Here is an 18,801-nt window from a genome sequence, read left to right on the forward strand (position 1 = left end):
TATCAGGCGGCGGCGCCTTGCTCTTCATTCAGCGCCGCAGCCACCTGAATGGCGAGCCGCTTGCTGATCTCGGCTTCCGGCATGGGTTTGCCATAGAAATAACCCTGCAGCTCGTCGCAGCCGAAGCCCTCCAGCGCCCTTCCCTGTGCCTCGCTTTCGATGCCTTCGGCCGTGACGGGAATATCGAGCGAACGGGCCAATGCCACCGTCGCCTGCAGCATTTCGCGGGCGCGGTCGTCTTCCAGCACGTTCATGGTCAGCGAACGATCGATCTTGATGCGATCGAAGCCGAACTGGCGCAAATAGCCGATAGAAGAAAAACCGGAGCCGAAATCGTCCAGTGCCACCTTGACCCCGAGCCTCTTCAGCCGCTCGATCGACTGACGGGTACGCTCCGGATTCTGGATGATATAGCCTTCGGTGATTTCCAGCGTTACGCGCTCAGCCTCTATCTCCGTCCTGTTCAGCACACTGCGGACGTAGTCGGCGAAGGCGGGATTGCGGAACTGACCCGGCGACACGTTGACGGCGATGCGAAGATCCGGCCATTGCCGCGCGGCTTCACAGGCCTTGCGCAGGACGAGCAAGCCCAATGCCTCGATCAACCCGCTGGTTTCCGCGATGGGAATGAAGGCCTCGGGTGAAATCGGACCATGACCGGGACGGTTCCAGCGCACGAGCGCCTCGACGCCGATCATTTCGCAGCTCGACGCATCGACCAGAGGCTGATAGGCGAGTGTCAGCTCTTCCATCTCGATGGCGCGGCGCAGGTCGAGCTCCAGTGCGTTGCGCTCCTCGCGATCGGCATCCATGGCAGTGTCGTAGCAGGTCATGCGGGCACGGCCCGCCTCCTTGGCCTTGTACATGGCAAGATCGGCCCGGCGCACCAGTTCCTCTCTGTCGATACGGCCTTCCGGCGAACTGGCGATGCCGATGCTCGTGCCGACGACGACCACTCGCCGACCGATTTCCAACGGCTCGGAGAGAAAATCCAAAATCTGTTCCGCCAGCTGCAATGCAGGTGCATCGTTGAGTTCCCTGGTCGGAAAAACGATGGCGAATTCGTCTCCCCCAACCCTGGCCAGCGCTGCCTGTGGCGGAACGAGTACGCTGAGGCCCGCCGCCACGGCGCGAATGAGCTGATCGCCCGTGCCATGCCCATAGGAATCGTTGATTTCCTTGAAGCCATCGAGATCGAGATAGAGAAGCAGGACGTTGGTTCCGTCGCCCCGCGCCCGTTCCACCAGCCGGTCCACATCCAGCCGCAGCCCCTCCCGATTGAGGAGACCGCTCAACCTGTCGCGCAGCGAAACCTGACGCGCCTGAACCTCCTCGGACCGCAACCGGCGCCCGGCCAATGATCCCAGGATCAGCAGCACGACGAAGAACAGGCCGACAAGGCCGAGCGCACCGAGAACCAGCGGGCGGACCTTTTGGTAGCTCATGTCGCCCGGTTCGCGCGAGCTCCAGACCAGCCGCCCCAGCGACTTGCCCAGCGGATCGACGATGGAGACGGCGTAGCGAGCCACGGTTTCCGGCGGCATCAGCGTCAGGCCGCTGATAACATAGGTGTTGGAAAGCATCTTGATCCGGGCGGCGTCGAGATAGCGCACGAGGATCAGATAACGCCGCTGGCCTTCCGGCGCAGGAATGCGGCCGGATCTTTCGCGGATCGTCGCAGCGCCGGCGGCGGCGATGCCATCCCTGGTCATGATGTAGCCCGAGGCTTCCGGCACCCCGGTCACGCGCATTGTGCGCGCCTGATCGACCAGCGCCCATATGGCGGTACCGAGGACGTCTTCGATATTCTCCGTCAACGGCGTGCCGTCGTGATAGGCGATGATCGGCTTGTTGCGGTCGTCGACGATGACGGCCGTATCGAACAGCGCGCCATCGGAAGAGATGTCGCCATAATTGCCCGCAATCCAGCCCTGATTATCCGTCCCATAGACGCTTCGCGCCGCGTCGTTGCGTGCGGAATGGTCATGCAGCGTCGCTTCCAGCTGCCCCTGGAAGGTTTTCAGGGCGCCGACGGTCGTCTCCCAGGAGCGCTCGTCATCCAGCTTGTTGGAGTAATCGGCGACGCGACCGATCGCGGACAATACCATCAGGGTCACAACGGCAACGACGAGAGCAAAGGAAATCAAAACGGCCGTCACAATGGAATGACGACCGATTTTCGTCGCTTGCCGCAATGAATTGAAAGCTGCTCCCACGCCTTTTCTCCTTGGCACGGAAGTCTGCCGTCAGGTCTTCAACAAACGGTTAAGGCGTACCGCAGATTCCTACAGGAAAGGGTTGCATATTTGCCGAAGCCGCAAAAATTCACGCCCTGGCGGCAATCGTTTGCGCGAAACGGCCGAGACTCGCGGACAGGAGACCATTTTCACGCGCCTCCAGCAGCATGGCCGCCTGCACATCGTCACTCTTGCCCGCAATCGGCAGGCGCAGGAAGGCATCCGCTACGATGTCCAGCGACATGGTCTGCAGGACCTCAATCAGCTGTGCCAAGACGAGATCGCCGCGATGCGAGGCATGGGCAAACATCAGCGGCTTGAACGGCACTTCGTCCCGTGACACCAGCCAGTCCAGCGCATTCTTGAAGCCGCCGGGTATGCCGTGGGCGTATTCAGGCAGGACACGATCAACCCGTCGGCTTTGCGGATTTCGTCCGCAAATTTCTCGACCACGGGCGGCGTCCTCTCGCCCTCATTGTCGGGATTGAAGATCGGCAAAGCGCCGATCAGATCGCTGATGGTAATGGTGACGCCGTCAGGGCAGGCAAGCTGCAACCCCTCCAGCAGCCTGCGACTGGCCGAGGCCTGCCGCTGGCTGCCGCAAAGCGCGTAAAGGGAAATCGCTCGCTGGATCATGCTTGATGTCTATCAGGCCCCACCGATTCTGGCGACAACCTGAAATCCCGCCGCAAAGACGCAGATCGATCAATCCGCCTTGTGATTACCCTTCGGAAATTGCGCGGCAAGTTCCTTGTACCACTTGCCGCTCTTCTTGATCGTACGCACCTGCGTTTCGTAATCGACATGCACGAGGCCGAAGCGCATGCGATAGCCTTCCGCCCATTCGAAATTGTCCATCAGGCTCCAGGCGAAATAGCCGCGCATCGGGTAGCCGTCCTTGATGAGATCGGCGACGACGTCGAGATGATCGACGTAGTAATCAAGACGCGGCTGGTCATCGACCTCGCCATTGACGACACCCATATTGTAGCAGGCGCCGTTCTCGGTGATGTAGCATTCCGGCAGCTCGTAGCGCTTGTTGAGATCCTCGACGACGTGCTTCAGGCCCGGTGCATAGATTTCCCAGCCGATATCGGTCTTCACGTCGCTTGCCGGCGGAGCGTCCTTCGTCCATGGGAAATCGCCGCTTTTCGACGCGTCATCAAGGACGCGGCTCGGCATATAGTAGTTCAGGCCCCACCAATCGAGCTTCTGATTGATGGTCTTCAGATCCCCGTCCTCGATGACAGGCATGCGATCGCCCAGAGCTTCGACGAATTCCTTCGGATATTCGCCCTTGAAGATCGGATCGAAGAAAGCGCCGTTATGGAACTGATGGGCGCGCTCGACGGCGGCCAGATCTTCCGGGCGTTCCGAGCCCGGCAGGATCGAGGCAGCGTTGAGCACGATGCCGACAGGCACCTTCGGCGCGACGGAGCGGATCGCCTCGACGCCGAGACCATGGGCGAGGTTCATATAGTGCATGGCATAAAGCGCCGCCTGCATGTTGCGCTCGCCGGGCGCATGGACGCCATAGAGATGGCTCAGCCAGACGATGCACCAGGGCTCGTTGAAAGTGGCAACGGAATCCAGACGGTCACCGAGGCGGCTCATGACAGTCTTGGTATAGCGCTGGAAGGCATGTGCCGTCGATCGCGCCGTCCAGCCGCCGTCGCCGGCGAGCGCCAGCGGCAGATCCCAGTGATAGAGGGTGGCGAAGGTCTTGATCGCTCGCGCCTTGCAGCCATCGACCAGGCGGTCGTAGAAATCGAGGCCGGCTTCGTTCACGGGGCCGGTGCCTTCGGGAATGATGCGCGGCCAGGCGATCGAGAAGCGATAGGCCTCGACGCCCATCTCCTTGATGAGATCGAGGTCCTGCTCCAGCCGATTATAGTGATCGCAGGCGACATCGCCATTATCGCGCTGATAGACCCGGCCGGGCATGTTGGCGAAGGCATCCCATATGGACGGTTTGCGGCCATCGGCCTTGGTGGCGCCTTCGATCTGGAAGGCGGCGGTGGCAACACCGAACGTGAAATCGCCGGGGAAGCGATCGGCAAGAAGCTTCGGATCGATCATGATGAAAATCCCGTCTGTTGTGGCTTCGTTGGCTGCGGTTTAGCCAACGCGGTTGGCAAAGTACAGTGCCGATTTGAGAAGCTGCAACGTTGCAGATGCCTGGAACCGCAGCCGGCTAACGGCTTTGTTAACGGCTTTGTCGGGCGGCTTCCCCGCGGCGCGATAACATCAATGTCAACAGTCGTGACTTGTGTTTTCGATGCGGATCAATTGATGGTGGCATTCAAACTTGACAACGAAAGGATAGAAATGCTCCCTGCGCTCCACATCCTCCACCCCTATCTGCTGAGCCTCCTGCGCATCGTCGCCTCGCTTGTGCTGTTCAGCTACGGAACGCAGAAAGTGCTGCATTTCCCGGCGGCCGAGAAGGTGCCTGATGTCGGATCGCTCCCGTGGATCGCCGGCCTGCTTGAGTTGACCCTCGGCTTCCTCGTTTTGATCGGCTTCCAGACGCGGCTCGCCTCCTTCGTCCTGTCAGGCCTGATGGCGTTCGCCTATTTCCTGCGCCATGCGCCGCAGAGCTTTTATCCCGCGCAGAACGGCGGCGTCTCCGCCATCCTCTTCTGCTTCATCTTCCTGTTTCTCGTCGGTGCCGGTGGTGGACCCCTGAGCGTCGATGCGCTGACGAAGCGCAAGCAGGATGCCGCTGCCTGATTAGCAGTGGTTTAAAGGTTCGAGGCGGCGCTCGCCGCCTCGAACGAAATGAGACCAGCCTTATAGTTTGACCCAGGCGCCATTGCGCTTCGAGGAAGCGACGCAGGCCTCGACGAAAGCCACGCCCTTCACGCCATCATCGACGGTCGGATAGACCACGGCGGGATCGATCGCCACGCCCTTCTTGCGGGCATTGATGGCGCGCGCAGCCTCGGTATAGATCGTGGCGAATGCTTCCAGGTAGCCTTCCGGATGACCGGATGGGATGCGCGAAATACGCGCCGCGGCAGCCCCCGAGCCGGCACCGTTGCGGGTAATCAGCCGCTTCTGATCGCCGAACGGCGTGTACCACAGATAGTTCGGATCGGCCTGCGTCCACTCGATGCCGCCCTTGGTGCCATAGACGCGGAGCTTCAGGCCATTCTCATGGCCGGGCGCCACTTGGCTGCACCAGAGCATGCCCTTGGCCGGCCTTTCCTTGCCCTTCGCCTTGAAGCGCAGCAGCACATGACCGTTATCGTCGAGGCGACGTCCCTCAACGAAGCTGTCGAGATCGGCGGCAAGGCTATCGAGTTCCAAGCCCGTCACAAAGGAAGCGAGGTTATAGGCATGCGTGCCGATATCGCCGGTGGAGCCGCCGGCGCCGGACTGCGAGGGATCGGTGCGCCATGCGGCCTGCTTCTGGCCGGACTGCTCGATATTCTCCGTCAGCCAGTCCTGCGGATATTCCGTCTGCACGATGCGGATATCGCCGAGTTCGCCATTTTCGATCATCTCTCGCGCCTGGCGGATCATCGGATAGCCGGTGTAGTTATGCGTGAGGATGAAGAGCGCGCCGCTCTCGTCGGCCACTTTCTTCAGCTTCTTGGCGTCGGCGAGATTGGAGGTCAGCGGCTTGTCGCAGATGACATGGATGCCGCGACGCAGGAATTCCTTGGCCGCGTCATAGTGGACATGGTTCGGCGTGACGATCGAAACGGCTTCAATGCCGTTCTTCAGCTTGGCTTCGCGGATCGCCATGTCGCGATAGCTGGAATAGGTGCGCGAGGGATCGAGACCGAGATCGCGGCCGGAAGCCACGGCCTTTTCCGGCGAAGACGAGAGCGCGCCGGCGACAAGATCGAACTGGTCGTCAATGCGTGCAGCGATGCGATGCACCGCCCCGATGAAGGCGCCGGCACCGCCGCCCACCATGCCAAGCCGAATGCGCGGCTCCCGCGTCTGTTCCGATGATCCTTCGATTGCCATTTTGTCCTCCTGAGAATGGAATTGTTTGAACGCGATTGCCTGCCGCAATCGTCCTCTCTCCCGCCTGCGGGGAGAGGGCTAGGGTGAGGGGCCGAGCCTTCTGCAAGCTCCGAATTGGTGAAAATAGCGAGAAGGCCCCTCATCCGTCCTCAAACGATTTCGCTCCGCTCAATCGTTTGAGTCCACCTTCTCCCCGCATCTGCGGGGCGAAGGGGCTTGATCAAAGCCCCAGCATGCGCCGGTTCGCCGCCTGGTCCGTGCCGCTGCCGGCGAAGTCGTCGAAGGCCTTTTCCGTGACGCGAATGATGTGAGCCTTGACGAACTCGGAGCCTTCGCGGGCGCCGTCTTCGGGGTGCTTCAGCGCGCATTCCCATTCGACCACGGCCCAGCCGTCGAAATTGTTGGCGGTCATCTTCGAGAAGACGGCGCCGAAATCGACCTGGCCGTCGCCGAGCGAACGGAAGCGGCCGGCACGCTCGACCCAGCCCTGGTAGCCGCCATAGACACCCTGACGTCCGGTCGGATTGAACTCCGCATCCTTGACGTGGAACATCTTGATGCGGTCCTTGTAGATGTCGATGTTCTCGAGATAGTCGAGGCACTGCAGGACGTAGTGCGAGGGATCGTAGAGCATGTTGGCGCGCGGATGGTTCTTCACGCGCTCCAGGAACATCTCGAAGGTGATGCCGTCATGCAGGTCTTCGCCGGGATGAATTTCATAGCAGACGTCGACGCCGTTTTCGTCGGCATGGTTGAGGATCGGCGTCCAGCGGCGGGCAAGCTCTTCGAAGGCGGTTTCGACGAGGCCGGCCGGGCGCTGCGGCCAGGGATAGATAAAGGGCCAGGCGAGCGCGCCGGAAAAGGTCGCATGCGCCTTGATGCCGAGATGCTTGGACGCCGTCAGCGCCATCTTCACTTGCTCGACGGCCCATTCTTGGCGCGCCTTCGGATTGCCGCGCACTTCCGGCGCCGCAAAGCCGTCGAAGGCTTCGTCATAGGCGGGATGCACGGCGACGAGCTGGCCCTGAAGATGGGTGGAAAGCTCGGTGACCTCGACACCGTTGGCGCGGGCGACACCGGCGAATTCGTCGCAATAATCCTTCGAGGAGGCCGCCTTCTTCAGGTCGATGAGCTGGCTTGCCCAGGTCGGAACCTGCACGCCGATATAGCCGGCATCGGCAGCCCATTTCGTGATCGAATCCCAGGAGTTGAACGGTGCCGCGTCACCGGCGAACTGGCCAAGAAACAAGCCTGGCCCCTTGATCGTCTTCATCAGTAATTCCTCCCTAATCGCGTTCTGTAAACGTTTCCGATGCCTTTCAAACCAGCATTCGAGGCGGCTGGATGCCGTAACCTCAAAAAACTATAGGGTCGTCGGGCTGAAAGTCGAATGCCCCGTGACCTAATCACGGCCGGCCGCTGACGGCAAGAGGTACGTGCAGCAAAAAATCGCTAGGCAATGCGAAGCGAGGTGGCGGCTGCATAAAAAACGCCCGCCGGAACCGGCGGGCGCATCTGTCCGGATCAACCGATCAGAACGGTGAATCAGGGAAGTAGAAGTCCTTGGCGTTGTCCTTGGTCACGAGCGTCGCATCCAGGATGTAATTGCCACGAACTGGAACCTGATCGTAGAAATTGGCGGCGGTCAGCTCCATGGCGGTTCCGACCATTGCCGGCGGATATAGCACGTCGACGGGGATCAGCTTGTCGCCGTCCATGACCTTCTTGATCATGTCCTTCGAACCGGCGCCGGCGACGACATATTTGATGTCGGTGCGCTTGGCCTGGTCGATCGCCTGCAGAACGCCGACGGCCATGTCGTCATCCTGGCACCAGACGACATCGATCTTCGGAAACTTGGTCAGGTAATCCTGCATGACCTTGAAGGCGTCGTCACGGTTCCAGTTGCCGTATTGGCGGTCGAGAACCTTGACGTTCGAGCCCGCGATGCCCTTGTCGAAGCCATCCTGGCGCTGCTGGTCGATCGGGATCGGCAGACCGCGGATGATGACAACCTGGGCATCCGGCGTATTGGCCTTGATATATTCGCCTGCGGTCTGGCCAAGCGCCGGATTGTTGCCGGCGACATAGAGGTCACGGACGGAATTGTCGTTGTTGCTCGGCGCACGATCGACGAGCGCCACGAACTTGCCCTTGTCCTTGACTTCCTTGATGGCGTTGACGAGCGGATCCGGATCCGAAGGCAGGATCACAAGAGCATCGATGCCCTGTGTCTCGAGGTCCTGCACCGCATTGGCCTGGCTCGCAGCGTCAGGCGAAGTCTTGACGATCACGTTGAGCCCCGGATGCTCCGCCATCAAGAGCTTGGCAACGCGCTCGGCGTGGAACACCACGCCCGAGGTCCAGCCGTGGTCGGCGGCCGGAATGGAAACGCCGATCGTCACCTTCTTGTCCGCGGCATGGACCGTGCCGGCCAGAGCCGCCATCACGACAGCCATGCCCAATAGTCTTTTTCGCATGTTTCTTCCTCCCAGATAGAGACAGGGCCTTGCCATTAAGGACCGGGCGCCCTCTGACCCGGTTATTCGCTATTTGCGAGCAAGCGAGCGCTGAACCAGCATGGCGATGATGATGATCGCGCCCTGGATGGCACTCAGCAGATACTCGCTGATAAAATTGGAAAGCAGCATGATGTTGCCGACCAGCTCAAGGATGAAGGCGCCGCAGATCGTGCCCCATACCCTGCCCGCTCCGCCCTTCAGCGCCGTGCCGCCAACGACGACGGCGGTGATTGCCTGCAGCTCCCACAAGCTGCCCGTCGTTGCCGAGGTCGAACCCAGCCGCGGCACATAGAGAAGCACGGCGATCGCAACGCACAGGCCCTGAATGACAAAGGCGATGGTGCGGACGCGATTGACCGCCACGCCGGAGTAGCGCGCGACGTCGCGATTGGAGCCGACGGCGATGACGTGCCGCCCATAGCGGGTACGGTAAAGAATGAAGGCCGCAATGCCGGTGACGACAAGGATAATCACGATCGGTACCGGCACGCCGAGTACAGAGCCATAATAGGCGGGCTTGTAGAGTGCCTGCAGATTCGCCGGCCGCAAGGTGATTGCGCCGCCCTGCGACAGCCAGGTCGTCAAGCCGCGGTAGACGCCCATCGTGCCGAGGGTCGCAATGAACGGTTCGATTTTGCCCATGGTCGTGATCAGGCCATTAGCCAGGCCGCACAAGGTACCCGCGACGATCGAGAACAGCACGGCGGCCGCCAGCATCAGCGCGGGATCGGCGATAACACCCGAATTCATCAGGAGGATCATTAGGCTTGCGACGAAGGCAACCATCGCGCCGACGGACAAATCGAGATCACCCGCCGAGATGACGAAAGTGGCACCGACTGCAATGATCGCAATATAGGCGCATCTCGTCGCGACATTGGTGAGATTGGTGATGCCGATGAAGTTCGGATTGACCAATGCGCCCACGATCAGAAGCAGCACCAGCGCTGCAAACGGTGCAACGGCCCTGAGATCGACATCCCGCCAGGAACGGCCCCGCCGACCGGTTTTCCCGCTGCTGTCTTCGCCTACGCTCATAACCAAAACCAACCTCCGTCCCATGACTGCTGGGAATTCGCCCTGTCCTGTGCCGCCCGTTCAGGCAGCGGTCTTTCTCTTCAGGCCCGCCGCATAACGCATGATTTCCTGCTCGGAGATCTCTTCCCCTTCGAGCACACCGACGATCCGCCCCTCGCGCATGACCGCGATCCGCGTGCACAGCCCGATCACCTCGGGCATTTCCGAGGAGATCACGATGATCGAATGACCATCACGCGCCAGCGCTGAAATGAAATGATAGATCTGCTGCTTCGTGCCGACATCGATGCCGCGGGTCGGCTCGTCGATGATGATGATCTGCGGCTCGGTCTCCATGACCTTTGCCAGCAGCAGCTTCTGCTGGTTGCCGCCGGACATGCGGCCGGCAACGATATTCCCGTCCCGAACCCGGATGTCGAAGCGCCGACGCGCCCGCGCCAGCGCATCCGCCTCGCTGGAGGCGCTCAGATAACCGAACTTGCCGTGCCGGTCGAGCGACTGGAGGGTCAAATTGACGACCATGCCCGAATTCAGAAGCAGGCCCTTCGACTTGCGGTCCTTGGTCATATAGGCAAGCCCGGCGTCGATGGCGGCATGCACGTCATGCGCCGGCACCGCTTGGCCGTTTGCGACGACATCGCCGGAGGCGCGCGAGCGCAGGCCGACGATCGCTTCCATCAGTTCGGTGCGGCCCGAGCCGATCATGCCGGAAAAACCGAGAATCTCGCCCTTGCGCAGCTCGAAGCTCGCATCATGCACGTAGCCCGTCGAAAGCGAGCTGACGCTGAGCACTACCTTCTCGTCGACATCCGGCTCGTTCTTGGCGGGATAGAGGCTGGAGAGTTCGCGCCCGACCATCAGCTGGGCGATCGATTCGCCGTCGAGCAGCGAGGTCGGCGATGTCTTCACCCATTGGCCGTCGCGCAGCACAGTGACCCGATCCGTCAACTCCATGACCTCATCGAGCTTGTGGGAGACGAAGACGAAACTCGTTCCCTGATCCCGCAGCTTACGCACCTGCTTGAACAGGAAAGTGGTCTCCTCGCGCGAAAGAACAGCGGTCGGCTCGTCCATGAAGACGATGCGCGCATCGCGGCTGATCGCCTTGGCGATCTCCACCATCTGCTTGTCGGCGATTGAGAGCGAGCTGATTATGGCGTTCTCGTCGACATGCGAGCCGAGGAGATCGAGCACACGCCGCGTCTCGGCACGCATATGCTTGCGGTCGAGCACACCCAACCGCGTGACTTCGCGACCGAGAAACAGGCTCTCAGTGACGGTCAGATGTTCCGCGAGATTGAATTCCTGGTGGATGATGACGATGCCGAGCGCCTCGGCGGCACCGTTCGGCGGCAGCTTCACCGGCTTGCCATCGAGCAGGATTTCGCCCGACGTCGGCTGCTCGAAACCGGACAGAACCTTGACGAGCGTCGACTTGCCGGCGCCGTTTTCGCCCATGAGCGCATGGATCTCGCCGGCCTTCAGATCGAAGTTGACGCTGAACAGCACCTGCACGCCACTGAAGGATTTCGATATCCCCCTCGCAGACAGCACGACCGTACCGTCGACGGCTTCCGAACTCATTGAATCCTCCCTGCGGTCCCACCCGCTTTCTATGCTGTGTAAACCTTTACATAATCTGTGTAAAGGTTTACATCATGGGATATCGCATAATTTTTCGCGGTCACCTTTGACCTCCACCGAAGTCTGTGTAGTCTCCAGCCCCAGACGAGACCCAAGGCAGAGCGCAGTGTCGAATTCCACGCCCGCAACTATCGAAGACGTCGCCCGAATTGCCAATGTTTCGATAGCAACGGTTTCGCGGGCCATCCATATGCCGGAGAAAGTCGCCAATTCGACGCGGCTGAAAGTCAATCAGGCGATTGCCATCACCGGTTATACCACCAATGCCATGGCGCGCAGCCTCCGGCTCGGCCGATCGAACATGATTCTCGTGGTGGCGCCCGATATCGGCGACCCCAATTTCTCCAATATCCTTATCGGCCTGGAGAATGAGGCGCGCTCGCACGGCTATGGGATCCTCATCGGCCACACGCAGAACGATGCGCAGCGCGGGCTCGAATATCTGAAGTTCCTGAATTCCAACCAGGCGGCGGGATTGATCCTCTTCACCGGCATCCTGCCCTTCGGCCACCAGACGATGACGGCCCGGCTGCCGCCGAGCGTCGGCGTCTTCGAGCCGGTCTTCAACGGCGGCATTCCCTATGTCGGCGTCGACGATGTCGCTGGCGCGCGCAAGGCCATTGATCTCTTGATTGCCGAGGGTCATCGCAAGATCGCCTTCGTCGGAGATTCCCGTACCCGCCTCGCCTACAGCCGCCGGCGAATGGGATATGAAGCCGGGCTGGACGCCGCCGGCATCGGACACGATCTGCGCATCGTGCTCGAAGGCGACGGCACCATCGAGAGCGGACGGCTCGCCATCGAGCAGCTCTTCATGCGTGACACCCTGCCGACAGCCTTCATGTGCGTCAACGATCAGACCGCGATCGGCGTGATGATCGGCCTGAAGGCGCGCGGCTACGACATTCCCGAGGATTTTTCCGTGACCGGCTTCGACGATGTGCCGCAGGCCGTCTTCATGACACCGTCGCTGACGACGATCCGGCAGCCGCGAACTTTGATCGGCAAGCATGCCATGGCACTGCTGCTCGAACTGCTGTCAGATGGCGAGCCTGCCGAAACGGAAATCCTGCTGCGGCCGGACCTCGTGGTGCGAAACTCGGTTGCGGCGCCGGCGCGCAGCCGGCGATAGGAGCACGTGGCCATGCCGCTTGGTCGTCTCGTCCTCTATGTCCGCGACGTGGAAGCGACGGTCAGCTTTTACGAGAAACATTTCGGATTCAAGCCGCACCGAGAGGACGGCGACCGGATTATCGAACTGCAGGCACCCGATGGCGGCGCCAATCTGATGATCCATCCGGCAGGAAAGGCCCAGAAAATGGGTCAGGTGCTGGTGAAACTGGTTTTCGACGTTGAACACGTCGAAGCTTTCCGCGCGAAATGCGCCGAACAGGGACTTGAGTTCGGTCCGCTGCGTCAGGCCGACGGCTATCTCTACGCCAATGTCAAGGACCCCTCGGGAAACTCCATCTCCATTTCCAGCCGCGCCTTCCGGCGGTAGCTCGGGAGGCGATGAACCACCGCCTCCCGAACATATCGATCAAACGTAACGATTGACGATGTTTTCCAGGAGTTCCTGCTTGCCTGATTTCGGCTGCGGATTGACGTCCTTGGTCTCGACCCACTGGGCGATCTGGTCGAGCGAATATTCGCCGCGCAGCAGCTTCTGGCCCTCGGCAGAGTCCCAGCCGGCATAGCGATCGGCGAGCGGCTTGGAGAGCGCCTTGTCCTCGATCATCTTGGCGGCAGCCTTGAGGCCACGGGCGCAGCAATCCATGCCGCCGATGTGGCCAATCAACAGGTCTGCCGGGTCGAGCGACTGACGGCGCAGCTTGGCGTCGAAGTTCGTGCCACCCGTCTTGAAGCCGCCACCTGCCAAAACCTGGTAATAGGCCAGCGTCATTTCCGGAACATTGTTCGGGAACTGGTCGGTATCCCAGCCGGACTGGTAGTCGTTGCGGTTCATGTCGATCGAACCGAAGACGCCGAGCGCGTTGGCAAGCGCCAGCTCGTGCTCGAAGGAATGGCCGGCGAGGATCGCATGGCCTTGCTCGATATTGAGCTTCACTTCGTTTTCCAGGCCGTATTTCTTGAGGAAGCCGTAGACCGTGGCGACGTCGTAGTCATACTGGTGCTTGGTCGGCTCCTGCGGCTTCGGCTCGATCAGGATCGTGCCCTTGTAGCCGATCTTGTGCTTGTACTCGACGACGAGGTTGAGGAAGCGCCCCATCTGGTCCAGCTCACGCTTCAGGTCGGTGTTGAGCAGCGTCTCGTAGCCTTCGCGGCCGCCCCAGAGCACGTAGTTTTCACCGCCGAGCTTGTGCGTGGCGTCCATGCAGGTCTTCACGGTCGCAGCCGAGAAGGCGAAGACATCAGGATCTGGATTGGTCGCAGCGCCCGACATGAAGCGGCGGTTGGAGAAGAGGTTCGCCGTGCCCCAAAGCAGCTTCACGCCCGTCTCGGCCTGCTTCTGGGCGAAGTAGTCGACGATCTCGTTGAGGTTCTTGGTGTTTTCGGCGAAATTCTTGCCTTCCGGGCGCACGTCGGCATCGTGGAAGCAGTAGTAGGGAGCGCCGAGCAGGGTAAAGAATTCGAAGGCGACGTCCGCCTTCAGCTTGGCGGCTTCCATGGTTTCATGGAACCAGGGACGCAGGAAAGTCTGGCCGCCGAAGGGATCGCCGCCCGGCCAGGTGAAGGTGTGCCAGTAGGCAACGGCGAAACGCAGATGCTCTTCCATGCGCTTGCCGGCAACAACTTCGTCCTTGTTGTAATAACGGAAGGCCAGCGGGTTGGTGCTGTCGGGACCTTCGTATTTTACCTTGCTGATATCACCAAAAAATCCGGTGCTCATATCTCATCTCCTTGGGTTGGTATTCGGTATTGTTATTCATGCCGTGTCGCGTTGCCCCTCACCCTAGCCCTCTCCCCGCTTGCGGGGAGAGGGGACGACCTCTGTATCCTCGCCGAGCAAATCGTTAGGGGTGGGCAGTGGCTGCCGCTTTCCCCTTCTCCCCGTTAAAAAACGGGGAGAAGGGGCCCGCCCTTCGACAAGCTCAGAAGGGCGGATGAGGGGCCTGACGCACAGTACTTCAATGCGCCGACAGCGGCTTGATCGCCGGATAAACCGCCCGGTAGCGCTTGTAGGCATCCGCATAGGCATCCGTCAGCGACACCACGGGATCGATCGTACCCGCCGTCTGCGGCGGTGTGCAGACAGCGACCGGATCAGCACCTGTGGCAGCGATCAGGCCCAGACGCGCGGCACCGAAGGCCGCGCCGAAATCGCCGTCGGCCGGCAGGTCGACAGGCACGCCGAGCGCGGTGGCAATCGAGGCCAGCCAGTAGCGGGAGCGCGAGCCGCCGCCGATGGCGGTCACGCGTGCGATGTCGGTGCCGGCCGAGCGCAGCGCTTCCAGATTGTCGCGAATGGCGAAGGACACGCCTTCGAGCACGGCTTGCGTCAGCGCGGCGCGGCCGCTTTCATGGCCGAGGCCGATGAAGGCACCGCGGATCGTCGCGTCGTTATGCGGCGTGCGTTCGCCCGAGAGATAGGGAAGGAAAGTGACGCTGGTCGGTGCCTTCAGTGTCTCGCCAAGCTCGTTGGTGAGGTCGGCGGCGGACTTGCCCGTCACATGCGAATGCCAGTTGAGCGCATCGGTTGCCGAGAGGATGACGCCCATCTGGTGCCAGGTGTTGGGCAGCGCGTGACAGAAGGCATGCACGGCGCTTTCCGGCTTCGGCAGATAGGAGCCGTTGGCGGCAAAGAGAACGCCCGAGGTCCCGAGCGAAACGAAGGCGGCGCCATGGCTCACCGTGCCCATGCCGCAGGCTGAGGCCGCATTGTCCCCTGCCCCGCCGGCGACGACGGCATCGCCGGCAATGCCCCATTTCGAGGCCAGCTCGCCGCGCAGCTTGCCGGCAACGTCGGTGCCTTCGACCAGCGTCGGCATCTGCTTCTCGTCGAGATTGGTCGCCGCCAAAAGCTCGGAAGACCATTTGCGCTTGCCGGTATCGAGCCAGGACGTGCCGGCAGAGTCAGACATTTCCGACATGTGCTCGCCGGTCAGCCAAAGACGCAGATAGTCCTTCGGCAGCAGCACCCAACGAACCCTCGCGAAAATCTCCGGCTCATGCTTGGCAACCCAGGCAAGCTTCGGGGCGGTAAAGCCCGGAAAGACGATATTGCCGGTCAATGCCCGGAAACGCGGGTCAGCATCGAGCGCGGCAGCCTCATGATAGCTGCGGGTATCGTTCCAGAGAATGCAGGGGCGCAGCACCTTGTCGTCGGCATCGAGCAGCGTCGCGCCGTGCATCTGGCCGGAAAGGCCGATGCCGCGCACGGCCGCCAGCTCTTTCGGATGCGCCGCCTTCAGGCCGGCAACGGCTTCCTCCGTCGCCCGAATCCAGTGGGCCGGATCCTGCTCCGACCAGCCGGGATGCGGGCGTGAGACGTCAAGCCCGCCATTGGCCGAGCCGATGATCTTCTGATTGCCGTCGATCAGCATCGCTTTGACGCCGGACGTTCCGAGATCGAGACCCAAATACATCAGATGTAACTCCCTATGCTCTGCCGCGTTCGAATGCTCAGGGCAGATTGTCCTTCAAGAAAATATCGAGGCGGATGCGCTCCTGATCGGCGATGACGGCCTGGCCGTCGGCGGTCGCCTTCATGACGCGGATGGCGCTGCGCACCTCATGGCCGGCATCCTGGTTGAGAACGGCATCGATCGTGCCGTCCACCAGCGCTGCGCGCGTGTGCTGCGTCAGCTCATGCACGACGACGGTCAGTTCGCGCTCGGGCCTGACGGCTTTCAGGGCCGCAATCAGGCCCCTGTTGCCGGCACCGAGATTGTAGATGCCGACAATGTCCCTGCTTTCGGACAATGCCCTGGAAACGAGCGATCCGGCGAGTTCCGGATCGTCACGCCCTTCCAATACGGGCAGCAGCCGCAGCTTGGGAAACTCCTCGGCCATGACAGCCGAGAAACCCTGCAGACGCTCGCGATGGTCGCGCACCAGCATGGAACCGGCGAGAACGGTAATTTCACCCTTGCGATCGCCAAGGAATCGCCCGAGCAGCCGGGCGGCTGTGCGGCCGGCGGCGATGTTGTCTATGCCGGCATAGTGATGCCGGGCGGAATCGGTCAAATCGGAAACAAGCGTAACGACGGGGATGCGCTCCGCGACCAGCCGGCCGACCGCAGCCCGCACCTCGGGCGCATCGGTCGCCACCAAGGCGACACCGGCGATATCCTGTCCCTGAAAAGCGTCAAGCGCCGCCACCAGCGCCGGCACATCGAAAGGCGGCACCTCGGCGATGCGGATATCCGTGCGCTCTATGCTCGCCCGTATGGTCGCATGATGCACCTCTGAACGCAGCCCGTGCATAAAGGAGTTGTCGCCTGTCGGCACGATAAAAACGAGAGGATAGATGCGGCCCTTGGCCAGATTGGCGGCCGCGACGTCGCGGATATAGCCGATCTCTCGAATAGCGGTCTCCACCTTCTCCCGCGTCACCAGCCGCACGCCCGGCCGCTGGTTCAAGACGCGGTCCACGGTGGCCAGGCTGACGCCCGCGGCGGCGGCGATATCATGCACGGTCGGTCTCATCGGCTCCTCCTACCGGAATCCTTTACCGCCATTTCTGATGTACGTAAATCAAAAATTTTCGGCCGCTCGATTTTCCGCTGATGGCCATACATAAAAAAGGCCCCTCACGAGGAGGGGCCATGTGCCTTGGGAGCATTCTTTAAGGGCTGGATCAATGACCGCCGCCACCGCCACCTGTCGGACTCGGTTTGCTCAACATGAGAACGCCGAGGATCATCGCCAGGAACAGTATGGTCAGCATCAGGAAAATATCCCCGAAGGACATCACGATCGCCTGCCGCGTCGCCATGTTCACCATCTGCTTCAATGCGGCCTGCTCGCCGTCGAGGCCGGATGCGTTGAAATTGGCGGCCATGTTGTTCAATTGGGTGACGGCGGCGTGGCTGCCCCAATGAATATGGTCGCGCAGACTGAAATAATGCTGGTCCTGCCGGTTCGTCAGCAGTGTATTGATAATGGCAAGACCGACGGCACCGCCCAGATTTCGGGTCAGGTTGAACAGGCCGGATGCGCCGCGCATGCGCGCGGGCGGCATGGTCCCGAGCGCGATGTTGTTGATCGGCACCATGCAGAGCATCAGGCCGAAGCCGCGCAGGATCTGCGGAATCATCAATTCCCAGAAATCCCAGTCCACCGTCAGGTGCATCATGATGTAGGTACCGGCCGAGAAGCTGGTGAAGCCGATGATCATCAGGATGCGAAGATCGACCCTGCCTGCAAGGAAGCCGGCCAGCGGCGCCGTGAAGAACATGGCCAGGCCGGACACGAACATCGTCTCGCCGATCTGCAGGGAGTCGTAGCCACGGATACGAGCAAGGAAAAGCGGATAGATATAGGTCAGGCCATAGAGGCCGATACCCATCACGAAGGAGAACATCGAGCCGAAAGCGAAATTCTTATTGGTAAAGGCTCTTAGATCGACGACCGGGAATTCTACCGTAAAGGCACGATAGAAGAAGATGACCGCTCCGATCGCCGAGGCTATTGCGCCTGCAACGATGAAATTGTCGTTGAACCAATCGTTGGTATTGCCCTCTTCGAGAACATATTCCAGCGCGCCCAGAAAAACGCCCATGGAGAAAAGTCCCCACCAATCGAATTTCTTCATCAACGACAATTCCGGCTTGTCGAAGTCGATGAAGTTCCAGGTCACGATGGTGACGACAATGCCGGGCGGAATGTTGACCAAGAACAGCCAGTGCCAGGAAAAGGCGTTGGAGAGGTAACCGCCCACGGTCGGGCCGATGGTGGGCGCGAGCGTCGCGATCAGACCGATAATCGGCGAGACGACATTGCGCTTGGACGGCGGGAAGATCGTGAACGCCGCCGCAAAGACCGAGGGGATCATGCCGCCGCCGATGAAACCCTGCAGGGCACGATAGATGATCATCTGGTCGATGTTGGTGGCGGTCGCGGCGAGCGCGCTCGCGGCGGTAAAGCCGGCCGCCGAAATCGCGAAGAGATAACGCGTGGAAATGATGCGCGCCAACGTTCCCGATAGCGGGATCATGATGACCTCGGCGATCAGATAGGCCGTCTGCACCCAGGGGATTTCATCCGAGCCGGCACTAAGGCCCGCCTGGATTTCGCTGAGCGAGGCGGAGACGATCTGAATGTCGAGGATCGACATGAACATGCCGAGCACCATCGCCAGAAAGGCGATAAGTTTTTTCGTGTCGATGTGATCCGCCGCTGGTGCGGCAGGTCCAGCCGCGCGTGGAGGCGACCCGGCTGTAGTGCTGGCGGACGACATGCTGCGTCTCTCCCGA

General features: G+C 61.1%; 14 protein-coding genes and 1 pseudogene. 3 read left to right on the forward strand and 12 right to left on the reverse strand.

Going from position 1 to position 18,801, the window contains the following annotated elements; translation table 11 throughout:
- Positions 1–2: 2 nt before the first annotated feature.
- The 3 genes and pseudogenes from HGP12_RS06275 to HGP12_RS06285 form a co-directional block, all read right to left on the reverse strand.
- A complete protein-coding gene (locus HGP12_RS06275; protein WP_168838103.1) occupies positions 3–2,216 on the reverse strand; it encodes a putative bifunctional diguanylate cyclase/phosphodiesterase in 2,214 nt (737 codons plus the stop codon).
- Between the two features lie 109 nt (positions 2,217–2,325).
- Positions 2,326–2,873, reverse strand: a pseudogene (locus HGP12_RS06280) (NADPH-dependent FMN reductase).
- A 69-nt stretch (positions 2,874–2,942) separates the two neighbouring features.
- On the reverse strand, positions 2,943–4,316 hold the full coding sequence (locus HGP12_RS06285) for a GH1 family beta-glucosidase (protein ID WP_168838102.1): 1,374 nt from the start codon (positions 4,314–4,316) through the stop codon (positions 2,943–2,945).
- A gap of 249 nt (positions 4,317–4,565) precedes the next feature.
- Here HGP12_RS06285 and HGP12_RS06290 point away from each other — a divergent pair, with 249 nt between their 5' ends.
- On the forward strand, positions 4,566–4,970 hold the full coding sequence (locus tag HGP12_RS06290) for a DoxX family protein (protein ID WP_168838101.1): 405 nt from the start codon (positions 4,566–4,568) through the stop codon (positions 4,968–4,970).
- Between the two features lie 60 nt (positions 4,971–5,030).
- Here HGP12_RS06290 and HGP12_RS06295 read toward each other — a convergent pair whose 3' ends face one another.
- From HGP12_RS06295 to HGP12_RS06315, 5 genes are all read right to left on the reverse strand, one after another.
- Entirely contained in the window at positions 5,031–6,218 is a 1,188-nt protein-coding gene (locus HGP12_RS06295) for a Gfo/Idh/MocA family protein (RefSeq protein ID WP_168838100.1), read from the reverse strand.
- Between the two features lie 220 nt (positions 6,219–6,438).
- Positions 6,439–7,491 carry a sugar phosphate isomerase/epimerase family protein gene (locus HGP12_RS06300; RefSeq protein WP_112343252.1) on the reverse strand — a complete coding sequence of 351 codons (1,053 nt, stop codon included), beginning with the start codon at positions 7,489–7,491 and terminating at the stop codon, positions 6,439–6,441.
- Between the two features lie 259 nt (positions 7,492–7,750).
- On the reverse strand, positions 7,751–8,698 hold the full coding sequence (locus tag HGP12_RS06305) for a substrate-binding domain-containing protein (protein WP_168838099.1): 948 nt from the start codon (positions 8,696–8,698) through the stop codon (positions 7,751–7,753).
- 69 nt (positions 8,699–8,767) lie between these two features.
- Positions 8,768–9,778: an ABC transporter permease gene (locus tag HGP12_RS06310; protein WP_168838098.1), complete on the reverse strand. Its 1,011-nt coding sequence runs from the start codon at positions 9,776–9,778 to the stop codon at positions 8,768–8,770.
- 60 nt (positions 9,779–9,838) lie between these two features.
- A complete protein-coding gene (locus HGP12_RS06315; protein WP_168878688.1) occupies positions 9,839–11,362 on the reverse strand; it encodes a sugar ABC transporter ATP-binding protein in 1,524 nt (507 codons plus the stop codon).
- Positions 11,363–11,528: 166 nt separating this feature from the next.
- Between HGP12_RS06315 and HGP12_RS06320 the strand changes: the two genes are divergently transcribed.
- Together HGP12_RS06320 and HGP12_RS06325 are read left to right on the forward strand one after the other, a co-directional pair.
- Positions 11,529–12,554 carry a LacI family DNA-binding transcriptional regulator gene (locus HGP12_RS06320; protein ID WP_168838096.1) on the forward strand — a complete coding sequence of 342 codons (1,026 nt, stop codon included), beginning with the start codon at positions 11,529–11,531 and terminating at the stop codon, positions 12,552–12,554.
- 12 nt (positions 12,555–12,566) lie between these two features.
- Positions 12,567–12,923: a VOC family protein gene (locus HGP12_RS06325; RefSeq protein WP_168838095.1), complete on the forward strand. Its 357-nt coding sequence runs from the start codon at positions 12,567–12,569 to the stop codon at positions 12,921–12,923.
- A gap of 39 nt (positions 12,924–12,962) precedes the next feature.
- On the opposite strand, the gene xylA is transcribed toward HGP12_RS06325, so the two are convergent.
- The 4 genes from xylA to HGP12_RS06345 all read right to left on the reverse strand — a co-directional run bounded on the left by xylA (position 12,963) and on the right by HGP12_RS06345 (position 18,785).
- Positions 12,963–14,273: a xylose isomerase gene (gene xylA, locus HGP12_RS06330; protein WP_168838094.1), complete on the reverse strand. Its 1,311-nt coding sequence runs from the start codon at positions 14,271–14,273 to the stop codon at positions 12,963–12,965.
- 238 nt (positions 14,274–14,511) lie between these two features.
- The gene (gene xylB / locus HGP12_RS06335; protein WP_168838093.1) at positions 14,512–15,969 is read right to left on the reverse strand and encodes a xylulokinase; all 1,458 of its coding nucleotides are present in this window, start codon (positions 15,967–15,969) and stop codon (positions 14,512–14,514) included.
- A 37-nt stretch (positions 15,970–16,006) separates the two neighbouring features.
- Positions 16,007–17,032: a LacI family DNA-binding transcriptional regulator gene (locus tag HGP12_RS06340; RefSeq protein WP_168838092.1), complete on the reverse strand. Its 1,026-nt coding sequence runs from the start codon at positions 17,030–17,032 to the stop codon at positions 16,007–16,009.
- A 151-nt stretch (positions 17,033–17,183) separates the two neighbouring features.
- Positions 17,184–18,785 carry a DHA2 family efflux MFS transporter permease subunit gene (locus tag HGP12_RS06345; RefSeq protein WP_168838091.1) on the reverse strand — a complete coding sequence of 534 codons (1,602 nt, stop codon included), beginning with the start codon at positions 18,783–18,785 and terminating at the stop codon, positions 17,184–17,186.
- Positions 18,786–18,801: the final 16 nt, after the last annotated feature.

The sequence above is a fragment of the Rhizobium sp. P28RR-XV genome, assembly GCF_012641385.1.
Classification (GTDB): domain Bacteria; phylum Pseudomonadota; class Alphaproteobacteria; order Rhizobiales; family Rhizobiaceae; genus Rhizobium.